Origin of the sequence: Holdemania sp. Marseille-P2844 (assembly GCF_900120005.1) — a bacterium.
Classification (GTDB): Bacteria; Bacillota_I; Bacilli_A; order Erysipelotrichales; family Erysipelotrichaceae; genus Holdemania.
The window spans coordinates 344,433-356,949 of the sequence record NZ_LT635448.1 but is presented as its reverse complement, the minus strand read 5'-3'; the positions used below and the strand labels follow the sequence as shown (position 1 = coordinate 356,949).

Annotated in this window: 10 protein-coding genes; all 10 read right to left on the bottom strand. The window is 54.7% G+C overall.

The features are described from left to right. Window positions 1–8: 8 nt before the first annotated feature. Complete coding sequence (locus tag BQ7364_RS02560; protein ID WP_072683250.1) at window positions 9–617, bottom strand: DUF6088 family protein; 609 nt, start codon at window positions 615–617, stop codon at window positions 9–11. A gap of 339 nt (window positions 618–956) precedes the next feature. After that, entirely contained in the window at window positions 957–1,748 is a 792-nt protein-coding gene (locus BQ7364_RS02555) for an HAD hydrolase family protein (protein ID WP_072683249.1), read from the bottom strand. Window positions 1,749–1,813: 65 nt separating this feature from the next. Continuing rightward, window positions 1,814–3,184: an MATE family efflux transporter gene (locus tag BQ7364_RS02550; RefSeq protein ID WP_072683248.1), complete on the bottom strand. Its 1,371-nt coding sequence runs from the start codon at window positions 3,182–3,184 to the stop codon at window positions 1,814–1,816. A 13-nt stretch (window positions 3,185–3,197) separates the two neighbouring features. After that, window positions 3,198–4,130, bottom strand: coding sequence for an AEC family transporter (locus BQ7364_RS02545; RefSeq protein WP_072683247.1), 933 nt, complete (start codon window positions 4,128–4,130; stop codon window positions 3,198–3,200). Window positions 4,131–4,222: 92 nt separating this feature from the next. Next, window positions 4,223–5,635: a glycoside hydrolase family 1 protein gene (locus BQ7364_RS02540; RefSeq protein ID WP_072683246.1), complete on the bottom strand. Its 1,413-nt coding sequence runs from the start codon at window positions 5,633–5,635 to the stop codon at window positions 4,223–4,225. Window positions 5,636–5,638: 3 nt separating this feature from the next. Beyond that, window positions 5,639–7,048: a glycoside hydrolase family 1 protein gene (locus BQ7364_RS02535; RefSeq protein ID WP_072683296.1), complete on the bottom strand. Its 1,410-nt coding sequence runs from the start codon at window positions 7,046–7,048 to the stop codon at window positions 5,639–5,641. Window positions 7,049–7,163: 115 nt separating this feature from the next. Further along, complete coding sequence (locus tag BQ7364_RS02530; RefSeq protein ID WP_072683245.1) at window positions 7,164–8,378, bottom strand: MFS transporter; 1,215 nt, start codon at window positions 8,376–8,378, stop codon at window positions 7,164–7,166. A 19-nt stretch (window positions 8,379–8,397) separates the two neighbouring features. After that, window positions 8,398–9,456, bottom strand: coding sequence for an AbrB family transcriptional regulator (locus tag BQ7364_RS02525; RefSeq protein WP_072683244.1), 1,059 nt, complete (start codon window positions 9,454–9,456; stop codon window positions 8,398–8,400). A gap of 91 nt (window positions 9,457–9,547) precedes the next feature. Continuing rightward, entirely contained in the window at window positions 9,548–11,005 is a 1,458-nt protein-coding gene (locus BQ7364_RS02520) for a M81 family metallopeptidase (protein ID WP_072683243.1), read from the bottom strand. A gap of 54 nt (window positions 11,006–11,059) precedes the next feature. Further along, window positions 11,060–12,508 (bottom strand): M81 family metallopeptidase, encoded by a 1,449-nt coding sequence (locus tag BQ7364_RS02515; protein WP_072683242.1) that lies wholly within the window; start codon window positions 12,506–12,508, stop codon window positions 11,060–11,062. Window positions 12,509–12,517: the final 9 nt, after the last annotated feature.

Below are 12,517 nucleotides of genomic sequence, written 5' to 3'. Positions count from 1 at the left end.
TCACTTTCTCAGTCCCTCTCCGCAATCTTCCGAATTGTATTATAAACCCAATCCGTGGACTCTGCCGCCTCTGTTAACATAACCTCTTTATCCTCTTTACTTAATCGAAAACGAAGTATCTGGATCGTTTTCTCTGTAACGTTTGCTTTCCCCAATGTTTTCAACGCCTGAATTACAAGGATCGTCATATAGGAAAGTCCCGTAATCTCTTTGTTTGTTCGATGCTTAAATTCCAGCTTTGTGGAATCCCATTCATAGGTCTTATAAGGACCATCGCTGATATAGGACCAAACCGCGGTTACCTGTGTAGAAAGTCCCAACAAATTCAGAGCTGTATTCCCGCACGGGGCAATGCTCCAGTGATAATTCCGAGCCAGCGCTTTGGCCACGACTTCCGGATCTGCCGCTACATATTCCTTCAGCATTTCGCTGTATTCTGGCTTTTCATAAACTCCCTTTAGAATTCGTCGGATTAAGCCTGCCTGTGTCAAACGATTTAAATTTCGTCTTACCGTTTCTGTATCTGCAATATCAGCAAAATCTGCGCCAATGAAAACAGTTCCTTCTGCAGCATCCCGAATCCTTTCTTGAATCTTTCTGGAATAACTATTTGCCAAGTTAATTCCTCCTTTTGTCCCGAATATCATACAATATTCAGGACATTATTCCAATAGTATCTTTAAGTTATATTCATAGTATTAACTTGGAATAATCATATTCATGAAATAAGACATCACCTGACAAAAAGGTAAAATATCTTCGCTATTAATTATTTGATTTTATAATCAACGCAGCTTGCTGCTCTTATCTTGCTTTCTGCTCAGGGTTCTTTGTTCCCTATCCTTAAATAATGCACTTTCCTAATAGAAAGAAAAGCAGAACACTTTTCGTGATTCCGCCTCTTTTTAAAGTCTTCATAATCTGCTGAGCGATTTTTAAGCAGGAAAGATAGATTCCTAACCCCTGCCGCTCTCGCGCGTCAGCGCTTCCGCCACCGACGTCACGACCCACCGTGCTTTTTGTCTGACCTCCGGCTCCGCCTGCGCCATGCAGTAGCTCGTTTCCACAACGTCAAACATTCCGACGTCATTTTCCGAATCGCCGATCACAATCACCTCGCGCAGCGGTACATCCATCCGCTCCGCAAGAATGCCCAGCGCGGCCGCTTTGGAACAATCCGGCCGGACCAGATCCAGATTATCAAAATCCGAGCTGACGATCTCCACGGTTCCCGCCAGCTTTTCCCGCAAGGCCCGTTTAACGCCGTCGCGCTGATCCGGACGGATAATGATCCCCAGATTCAAAATCTCCGCGTTCGGATCGACCGTCGTTTCTGCCAACGTCACCGAATCCAGCAGGGAACGGCGCAGCCGGTGCGGATGTCCATACGGATAATGCCGGCAGTCGCTGCTGATCCATTGCCCCTGACAATTCATTTTCACCGTCGTGTCAACATGATGCCGCGCCAGCCAGCCGGCTACGTCCAGAAAAACCGCCGCCTTCAGGGTGCGCGTCATCCGCGTTCCATCGCTGAAAATCAACTCGGCCCCATTGCCGCCCAGATAATCGACCGCAAAGCCCAGATCCGCCGACACTTTCGGATAAGCCTGATGAATCCGCGCAGTCGCCACCGCGAACACGTTGCCTGCCGCCCGCCAGCGCTGAATTGCCGCCCGGTTTTCCGCGCCGCTGTCGGTGACGTTAGGCGGATACAATGTCCCATCCAGATCTGATACAAACAGTTTCATGCTTTTCCCCTTTTCCTCCCTTGAACATTCATCCCTTCTCTTGCCTCAACGAACGTTGATCCTGATTAAACCGATAATTCCGCTTTTCCTTTTTCTCCTCGGATATAAGGATGGGCAGCATAAGCGTAAATCAACTGCGCCGTCATCAGACACCAGATCACCGGTTCGCAGAAAATCACCGCGAGATACTGAAACCTTGGAATGAACACGAACGCGAATACAATCTTTCCCAACAGCTCGATTACACTCGACACCAGCGGAATCATTTTGGCGCCTAATCCCTGCAGCGCGTACCGGGTTTCCAACAAGACGCCCAGAACGGCATAGAACGGTCCGACTACCCGCAGATACAAGGCTCCGTTGTTCAGCACGACAGCCTCCTGCGAGCCGGAAATCAGCTGAACCAGAGCCGGCGCGAACAACAACAGAATCACGGTTACTCCTGCGGCCATCGCGATATCATACAGCACAGCGCACCGCATCGCCTTGAGAATCCGCGTCCGCTGATCCGCGCCCCGGTTCTGTGAAACAAACGTCGAAATCGCCATCGCCATGGCGGAAAACGGCATATTGAAGAACATGAACAGCTTGCGCGCCGCGGTATGCCCCGCGATCACCAGCGTTCCAAGATTGTTGATGCCATACTGCAGCACGACGGAACCTGCCGCAACGATGCTGCCCATAAAGCCCATCGACAAGCCCTGACCTAACATCTCCGCATAAATCCCCCGCTCGATTTTAAAGTGCCGGCGCTGCGGAATTAAGACCGGCGCTTTCTTCAAAATATAAATCAGACACAAGACGACGGAAATTCCCTGCGCGATGACGGTCGCAACCGCCGCCCCGCCGACGCCCATGTGCAGCTGCGTGATGAAAAACAGATCCAGCCCGATGTTCAGACATGACGATAAAACTAAAAAGACCAGCGGCATGAAGCTGTTGCCGATCGCCCGAAGCAGACCCGCGCACAAATTATACGCGAACATGACCAGCGTGAACCGCGTGATCACCGAAATGTAGCTGAACGCCTCGGCGATGATCTCCGGCGGCGTATCCAGCATTTTCAGCAACGGCATTAAAATCACTTCCGCGCCTACTGTCAGCACCAGCGAAGTCAAAAGGCCGATCACGATCGAAGCCGCCACCGATTTTTTAAGCAGCTCCGTATCGTTGGCGCCGTAGCTGCGCGCCGTCACGATCGCCAGACCGTTGCCGATGCCTAACGCGAAACCGATCAGCAAATCATAAATCGCGGCGCAGGAACCGATCGCCGCCAGTGACAAATCGCCCAGCGCATGGCCGACGATCATCGTATCGACGGTATTGTATAACTGCTGAAACACATTGGAAAAAAACAGCGGTATCGCAAAGAAAAGCAAGCTTTGAAAGATCGGTCCGTGAATCAGATCGACCTTGAATTGAAGACGTCGCGTCATGGAAAATTCCCCCTTATCCCATCGACATTGTAGCGGAAACCAACACTAACGTAAACAGGGAAAAAACCGTGGAAAAGAAAACGCAGCGGCTGGTATAGCTGGTGTTGCCGTTATACTTGCGGCAGAAGATCGTGGCCGTGGAGGCGACCGGCGTCGCGTTGACCAGCACGGCGGCAATCAGCTGCGGCGTGCTTAAATGCAGCGCCACACCCACGATCCAGGTCAAGAACGGCGCGATGATCAGCCGGAACAGACTGATCTGCACGATGTCCTTCGATAATCCCGCGCTTGTCGATTCCCTGTCCAGCAGCGTCGATCCAACTAACAACAGCGCCAGCGGACTCATGCATCCGGACAAGGAACTGAACACCGCATCCAGCCCGCCCGGCAGCGGAATCCGTGCCAGGTTGAACAGAAATCCCAGAATCATCGCGATCGTGATCGGATTGAAAAAGAATTTCTTCATCACGGATAGGGCCCCTGCCGGCTTCCACTCCGTATTGAAATATTTCTCCCCGGAGGAAAACGACAGAATCCGCGTCGGAATCATAAAGATGTTCGCATACACGACCCCCATGCTTCCGCACAGCCCTTCGATCAAAGGCAGACCGATCAGCGAACCGTTGGATATCAACATCGAATATTGCGCAATCCGCTTCTTTTCTAACGGCATCGACTTGGGCAAAAGCCGCGCCATTCCCAACACGAGCACGACCACGATCACGCCCGCCAGCACCAACAGGAGGCTTTCTTTTAACACCGCGACGGAAACGCTGCGGTAAAAGGAAAGGAAGATATTGACCGGCATGATCAGATTCAAAATCAACGTCGACAGAAACGCGTCGATCGGACCGTCGGTCACTCCTCTTTTCTTCAAAAGCAGACCAAGCCCGAAAAAGATCAGAATCTGCATTTCCACATTCAACAGAACAGACAAATCAAACATCGGTTTTCCCCCTTGCATTTAGAAAAGGCATCCGGATCGGACAGCTGCGGCACAGGCCGGCGGTTGCCGCGAAGGATGCCTTAAAATTAAGCCTAAAGATCCTGATGCTCAGCGATAAACTGCTTGTACCAGAAATAGCTTTTCTTCGGCGTGCGCTTGCGCTGCGGATCGTCATAGTCCACGCGCACCAGACCATAGCGCTTCTTGTAGCCGTTGATCCAGCTGTAAAGATCCATCGTCGACCAGACGTAATAGCCCTTCAGATTCACGCCGTCCTGCTTCGCCTTCAGAATATAATGAAGATAATTGCGGAGGAATTCAATCCGCTCGTCATCTTCAACATAGCCGTTTTCATCCGCGACGTCGTAACAGCCGTGGCCGTTTTCCGTAACGTAGATCGGGATATCGCCATAGCGGCGCTTGCGTTCCATCAGCGTGTTGTAGGCGCACTGCGGGAAGATCTCGCGGCCCCAGTGATTGAGCTTGGTATTGGGATCGCGGTCGCTTTCAAACCAGCCGGCAATCGCCCGGGTCTCCCGCGCGGCATTCGCCGAGCCGTCGTTGTTTCCGGCGTTGTTGACGGTGAAAGCAGTGATGCCGGAGGTGTTCGGTTTTACCAGCATCCGGCTGTAAATGTTCTGGCCTAAGAAATCAATCGTGTTGTGCTTCATGATTTCCAGATCCTCTTCCTTCACAAACGACAGGTCGATGCCCTTCGCTTTGACAGCGGCGATCAGCTCCGGATCATAAGCGCCCTTGATCGCCGGATCGAGAATCCAGTCGTTGCAGAAATAGTTGCAATATTTGACCGCGTCGCGGTACTCCGGCGTATCCTTGAGCGCCGTCGCCGGGCCGCAGCCCTGCACCACGCCGATCTGCGCCTTGAGATTCAGCTTGCGGAACTCGCGGATCGCCTTGGCCGTGCAGACCGCCATGTTGTAAGCACACTGGCAATAGTGCTGCAGATTGGTTTCATTTGGCGGATAGTTGCCGACGCAGTAATCGCAGTAAGCATTGTGGTTCGGTTCATTGATCGTCACATACAGCGGAATCCGGTCGCCGAAGTGCTTGAATACCACGGAACAGTAATAAGCGAATTCATCGGCCACGCCGGGATAACACCAGCCGCCCTGATCGCCGATATAGTCCGGCAGATCATAATGGATCAGCGTGACGTTGGGCACGATGCCGTATTTTTCACACGCGTCCAGCACGCGGTCATAGAAGGCCAGACCGGCCGGATTGACGACATGGTCGTTTTTCGGCAGAATGCGTGACCAGCTGATGGAGAACCGGAAGGTGTTCTGACCGCCCTCGGCCATCATCCGGAGATCTTCTTCGACATGATGATAGAAATCGCAGGACACGTCGCCGGTGATCCCGGTCGTGTTCTTTTCGCTGTGGCAGAACTGATCCCAGATGCTCGGCCCCTTGCCGTCCGCGTCCCAGGCGCCTTCGCATTGATAGGCTGCCGTCGCGGAGCCCCAGAGAAATTTTTCAGCCATTGATCAGTCCTCGGTATGTTCATGGATGAACTCGCGGTACCAGTGATAGCTCTTCTTTGGAATCCGCTTCAGACCGTTGGCGTAATCGACATAAATCAAGCCGTAACGCTTTTCGTAGCCGTTGATCCAGGAGTAGCAGTCGGTCGTCGACCAGGCATAGTAGCCCTTGACGTTGCAGCCTTCGTTTTCTGCCTTGATCAGCCATTCAAGATACGACTTCAGAAATTCGATCCGCTCATCGTCGTTGACCTCGCCGTTGGTATCCGGCTGTTCATAGAGGGCATGGCCGTTTTCCGTGATGTAAACCGGAATATCGCCGTAGTCCTTCTTAATTCCCATCAGCATATCGTATACCGTCTTGGGATAAATCTCGCGGCTCCAGGCGTTTTTCGGCGTGTTCGGATCGACATCGGTCTGGAACCAACCCTTGACGGTATAGCCCTCGATCGTCTTGACCCCGGCTCCGACATTATTCGGATAATAGTTGGTTTCCCCGGATTCGTACGGTTTGACCAGCGCGCGGGTGTAGCAGTTCTGACCGAGGAAATCGATCGTGTTGTGCTTGATGATCTCGAGATCTTCTTCCTTGACAAACGACAGGTCGATGCCGCTTTCCTCTAACAGCGGGAACAGATCATCCGGGAATTTTCCCAGGATCGCCGGATCGGTAACCCACTTGTTTTTAAACAGATCTCCGCGCCGCTGCGCCACGCGGTATTCCGGCGTGTCCTTGAGGATCTGGACGGTGTTGGTCGTGTGCACGATGCCGACCTGCGACGTCAGATTCAGCTTGCGGAACTCGCGGATTGCCTTGGCGTTGGCAACGACCAGATTGTAGCAGACCTGAACCAGCGTCTGCACGTTGTGGATATTCGGCGGATAGTTGCCGGTCAGATAGGAACAGTACGCGTTGTGCGTCGATTCGTTGATCGTCACATATAATGGGATTTCATTGCCGAACTGCTCAAAGACGACCTTGCAGTATTTTGCGAATTCATCTGGGAAAATCGGATTGGCATACCCGCCCAGATCTTCCAGCCAGGCCGGGATGTCGTAGTGCAGCAGCGTGACGTTCGGCGTGATGCCGTTTTCCCGGCATTCCTTCAAAACGTCCTTGTAGAAGGCGACGCCTTCCGGATTGACCTGGCCGCTTTGATCCGGCAGAATCCGCGTCCAGGCGATCGAGAAGCGCAGCGTGTTGTGGCCGCCTTCCTTCAACAGCCGGATGTCCTCTTTGTAGCGGTGGTAAAAGTCCGCCGCGACGTCGCCGGTGAAGCCTTTGACGTTCTTCGGTCCATGGCAGAACTGATCCCAGTTGCTTTCCCCTTTGCCGCCTTCGTTCCAGCCGCCTTCACATTGATAAGCCGCGCTGGCTGTGCCCCATAAAAAATCCTTTTTGACTTTACCGTTCATCGGTACCTCCTTCCAGTCTTTGCCGACTGATTTCTTTCTGATCTCCATTATAGAGATTTCTTATCGTTTTTTAAGCGCCTGAGCGACGCTTGGATAAAATTCTCAAAACTTCGTTTTATTCGCTTTGCGGCTTTGATAAATTGTTTTCACGCCCGGGCTTCAGCAGCCGGTTAAGCGCCGTCAAAAGCACCGCCGCCAGCAGCGCGTAGACGATCAGATAGCTGTAGGACGCCGGATAGCTTTGGGTGGCGGTAAATAGCGCGCTGAACAACATCGTGCCTAAAAACGGGCTGAACAGGGTGTAGGTTCCCTGGACGCTGAAATTGCTCGGGTAATATTTCTTACCGAAGGTTGTCAGAATATAGGCCGAGGAAATCGTCGGCACCGCGCCGAAGCTGAGTCCGACGAAAATAAAGCTCACCGCCAGCAGCGTTGTGCTGCCCAGCGTAAAGGCGCAGTACAGGATCGCAACGGCGGTCAGAAACAGCGTCGTAGCGATGCCCATGGCCGTCTTGCGGCCGATTTTATCGTAGATAATCCCGTAGAACACACGCGAAAGCGAGTTGAACAGCGAGATGATCATCGACAGCGTCGCCGCCATCGTCGCGCTGATCCCAAACGACACTCCGCAGCTGACCGCGGTTCCGGTCAGTGAGCTGCAGCCCGCCAGCACCAGCACGCTCCAGATAAAGTAAACGTAAAAGCGCGCGCTTTTCATCATCTGGCCGGTGGAGACCTGACCTTCCTCCTCGGTTGCCAGCGTTCCGGCCTGCTTCACGACCCCGCGCGGCCGGACGACAACCGCCGTCAGCAGCGACAGTCCGAACGCGATCCCCGCCAATAAGGTCATCGCCGTGCGCCAGCCCGTGCTTTCGATGATCAGCGAGGTCGGCACATTGAACACAAACGCGGTCAGACCCGCGCCCATCACCAGAATGCCGCTGGCCAGACCCGGCTTGTCGTTAAACCACGTCATGACGCTTGTCAATAACGCCTTGTAGGCAAACCCCGCGCCCAGGCTGAACATCACGCTGTAACAAACATAAATCATCATCACGTTCTCCGCCCGGCTGGTCAGAAACAAACCGGCCAGAATCATCAGACTGGCCGCGATCATGCTTGCCCGGAAGCGGACGCGGTAATAGATAAACCCGCTCAGCACGCCGCCGGCGCAGAAACAGATCTGGCAGACTGAGAACACGTTGGCGACGCTGGCCGCCGACACGTTCAGCTCGGCGCTGACCGCCCCGGCAAAGACCGTCCAGTTATACATCAAGCCGAACACGCACATCGCCAGCGAGCCCAGACCCAAATAGAAATATCGCTTCATCGTTTTCCCTTTCTTTCCGCTATCCGATCCCCTGGATAAAACCGAGGATCAGCGGCGGCATCACCGCGACGACATACGCCGCGCGCAGCACCTGGATCAGCGCGATCTGCGAGAGATCCGCGCCCAGATCGGCGGCGATCAGCGACATGTCCGTCGCACCGCCGGGAGCGGAAGCGAACATCGCCGATTTCAGATCCAGCAGCTTTGTCCGCCTGCATATTCCGCTGTAAAGCCCGTTGACCGTCCAGTAGCTGAGCAAAAGCAGGCCGACCGGCACCAGCGTCGACGACAGGCTGCTAAAGGTCGCAGCCGTGATGCTCACGCCGACTAACGACCCGGCCAGAAGCTGCGCGATATTTTTGATCGCCAGCGGCACGGCGCAGACCGAAGTCGTGCAGTTGAGCGCCGCGACAGCGATCATCGGAAACACCATCGACGCCGCCGGCAGACCGCTCGCATTGCCCAGATAGCCTAACCCGATGCTGAGCAGCAGCGTGAAGACAATCCGCGAGGGCCGCGTTGAAATCAGCCGGTCCAGCGGCGTATGGGCCGCATCCAGCGGTTTTTCTTCCGTCACCGGTGCGGTCTTCGGCTCATGCCGGGTCACGAATTGAATCCAGTATGGGAAAAACAACAACACGCCGACTAACCGGGCTGTCTGCATCATCGCGACGGTGCCGACATCCGCGTCCATCTCCATGGCGATTAACGAGATATCCGTTACCCCGCCGGCGACGCAGGAAAGCAAGGCCGTGATCCAGTCCCAGCCGCACAGCTTCTGGATCGCGATCCCGACGACAAATGTATTCATCGTCAGCATGACCGCCAATAACAGAAACGGAACGATCAGCCCACGCATCCGCGCCACATCTTTACGCCCGATCTGCATGCCGATAAAGGCCCCGGAAATCGCCTGGGCGAAGACCTTCACCGCCATCGGCAAGGCGGCGTAACCCAATAAAATATTCGTCAGGCCCACGGCGAGCATACTGCCCAACATCGCAGGCGCCGGCAGTTTCCACCGCGCTGCCAGCTGCCAGCCGGCGATACCCGCCAACAGCGTTAAAACCCAATTCAAACACTCGTCCCCCTTTGTCTTCTCTCCCGTTTTATTCCATCAAAAACAGCGGCCGGATTGTGGCGTTCACCAACCCGGCACACCGGTCTTGTTAAATCTCGTCGAGCGGATAGATCGGACGAATGACCTTCTTGTATGTCAGCCGCTCCGTGCGCTGCATGCACGCCCCATCGGTCAAGGACATGACATAATGCGACGCCATCGCTTTCAGCTCCGGATAGAGATAGCCCTGCTTGACGATGATCAGATCATAGGCGTCCAGATCGACGTTGGCCTGTTCATACTGAGCCCGCTCCGCAAATGAAACGGAATAGCTCTGAATCACAACTGTGACCGGTTTGTCGTCCAACTTGATCGTCCAACAGACGCCGACCACCTTCGGATCATGATAATGATTGTGCAGATCACCGGTCGAAATCACCGTGCCGCTTAAATGAACCTTGGCTGACAGTGCGTCGATTTCCGGACCGACGTCAAATTCCACATGATCGCCAGCCTGCTTGCCGGCCAGCGTGCTTTCGCACAGCTTCTTGTCGGTAATCCCGGCGATCAGAATCTGCTTGCCGTGATAGTCGGTTTCCGCCAGCACCTGACGCAGCACAACCGTGTTGCCGCCCGGTGCCCCGGCCGTGACATTATCGCCGGAATCCGTTAAGAAGCACGGCTTTCCCGGATGCTTGAGCATCGCTTCCCACGCTGCCTCCGGCTCATCCGCATAGCCGGTGAAATGGAATTCCTTGTGCCGCGCCCAGACGAAATCATAGATCTCGTCCGCTTTCTGCCGGGCATACGCTTCATCCTCCGGCTGGTTCGGCACGACCACGACGGACGCGCCGCACTTGGCGCTGTCATGACGCAGATAGCCGATGTGATAGGAACAGCACAAAATCCGCGGATCGGCTTCGATTTCATCGAGCAGGTGGTTGATCGACACCAGCGGTTCATCGGTGGAAACACAGCGCTCCCCGCCTAAGAGAATCGGCACCTTGCGGTACACCGGATGAATTTCCCGCCGGTTCTGGATCAGGTTGACCAGGCAGCGGAAAACGATCTGATGCGCTTCCTTGCGGTCGGTATGCGGACTGTGGCGGAAGGTGCGCAGGATGTTCAGCCGGCTTGCATACTCCTGATCGACGTTGCCATGCGGATCGCAGACGACCGCGATCGGCATGTACGGCCCGACGATCCTGCGGATTTCCTCGATGATCTTGTGGTCACCGGAGCCGCCTTCCAGACCGATTACATTGCTTGCGCCGTGCAGAAAGAAAAACATGCCGTCCAGCTCGCCCTGATATTTTTTTACGGCGTGCTTAAATTGTTTCAGGATATAATCGAACGTATCGTAAGCGACCCGTCCCGCGCCCGCCCCGTAGGCGAAGATCGCCGGGATCAGTTCAATGTCGTTGGCTTGAAGCTCAGGCTGCAGTTCGTCCAGATACATCCGGTGGGCAATGTCCTCCCCGGTCTGGATGACGAAGTCCTGGATTTCGCAGGGCTTGGCCACGTAGGCGTTGGATTCAGCGACGAGGCCGCCGATTAAGATTTTCATGAGATTTCCTCCTTCCGCGTTTTTACCGCGGTCTTCAAAATGATGATGTCCGGTTTAAATTTCATCGAGCGGGTAGATCGGCCGGCTGACTTTCTTATAGACTAACCGTTCCGTCCGCTGCATGCACGCGCCGTCGGTCAGCGCCATGACGTAATGCTTGGCCATCGCTTTCAGCTCCGGATACAAATAACCCTGCTTGACGATGATCAGATCATAGCCGTCCAGATCGACGTTGGCCTTTTCATATTGTTCACGCTCGGAAAACGACACCGCTGCGCTGGCGATCACGACGCTCACCGGCACGTTGTCCAGCTTCACGGTCCAGCACTGTCCGGCCACCGCTTCGTCGCCATAGCGCCGGTGCAGCTCGCCGCGGGAGATCACGACGCCGCGAATTGCAACGGGTTGGGAATGTTCGTCGTCCTTTACGCCCAAGTTCAGCGCGACCCGATCACCGGCTTGTTTCTCCGCCAGCACCTGCGCGCACACAGCCGGATCGCAGATCGCCGCAAACAGAATCGACTTGGTCAGCGGCGTTTCCCAGCTTAAGCAGCGCCGCAGCACATCCGTATTCACGCCCGGCGCTCCGGCTGTGACATTGTCGCCGGAATCCGTTAAGAAGCACGGGCTGCCGTCAAACTCAAGCATGGTCCGCAGCGCGTCGTCCAGCTCGGCGGCGTTGCCGGTGAAATGAAATTCCCTGTGCCGCGCCCAGACAAAATCATAGATTTCATCCGCTTTCTGCTTCGCGTAATCCGTATCTTCCGGACGATCCGGCACTACGACGATACCCGCGCCGCAATGTTCGCTGTCATGGCGCAGGTAGCCGATATGATAGGAACAGCACAGGATCCGCGGATCCGCTTCAATTTCATCGAGGAGCTTGTTGATGGAACAAAGCGGCTCATCCGCCGAAACACAGCGCTCCCCGCCTAAGAGAATCGGCACCTTGCGGTATACCGGATGAATCTGCCGGCGATGGCGGAGGACGTCGAGCAGGCCCCGAAAGACGATCTGATTGGTGACGTCGCGGTCGGAATGGGGAGAATGACGGAACGTCCGCAGGATAGTGCAATCGTCGACATAGCGCTGGCACAGATTGCCATGCGGATCACAGGCGATCGCGATCGGCATGTACGGGCCGACGATCTTGCGGATTTCCCGCAGAATTTTATGATCGCCGGAGCTCCCTTCCAGATCCTCGACGTAACTTGCCCCATGCAGAAAGAAGAATATCCCGTCGATCTCGTGCTCATGTCGCTTCACGGCGTGCACAAACTGGTTTAAGAAATAAGCGAACGTCTGGGAAGTAATCACCCCGGCCGCCATGCAGCTGGCATGCAATGCAGGAATCAGCTCGACCCCTTCCGCATCGGCCAGCGCGCGCAGGTACAGCTTATCCGCAATCGCTTCGCCGGTTGTGATCGTAAAGTCCTGGATTTGACAGGGCTTATTCCCATAGGCGTTGGACTCGGCCAGCCAACCGCCGATCAATATTTTCATCTTCAATTC

What these genes read in the sequence shown, in the direction of transcription:
- BQ7364_RS02515 (WP_072683242.1), bottom strand. Translation starts at nt 12,508, where the DNA reads ATGAAAATATTGATCGGCGGTTGGCTGGCCGAGTCCAACGCCTATGGG.
- BQ7364_RS02550 (WP_072683248.1), bottom strand. Translation starts at nt 3,184, where the DNA reads ATGACGCGACGTCTTCAATTCAAGGTCGATCTGATTCACGGACCGATC.
- BQ7364_RS02555 (WP_072683249.1), bottom strand. Translation starts at nt 1,748, where the DNA reads ATGAAACTGTTTGTATCAGATCTGGATGGGACATTGTATCCGCCTAAC.
- BQ7364_RS02545 (WP_072683247.1), bottom strand. Translation starts at nt 4,130, where the DNA reads ATGTTTGATTTGTCTGTTCTGTTGAATGTGGAAATGCAGATTCTGATC.
- BQ7364_RS02535 (WP_072683296.1), bottom strand. Translation starts at nt 7,048, where the DNA reads ATGAACGGTAAAGTCAAAAAGGATTTTTTATGGGGCACAGCCAGCGCG.
- BQ7364_RS02520 (WP_072683243.1), bottom strand. Translation starts at nt 11,005, where the DNA reads ATGAAAATCTTAATCGGCGGCCTCGTCGCTGAATCCAACGCCTACGTG.
- BQ7364_RS02540 (WP_072683246.1), bottom strand. Translation starts at nt 5,635, where the DNA reads ATGGCTGAAAAATTTCTCTGGGGCTCCGCGACGGCAGCCTATCAATGC.
- BQ7364_RS02530 (WP_072683245.1), bottom strand. Translation starts at nt 8,378, where the DNA reads ATGAAGCGATATTTCTATTTGGGTCTGGGCTCGCTGGCGATGTGCGTG.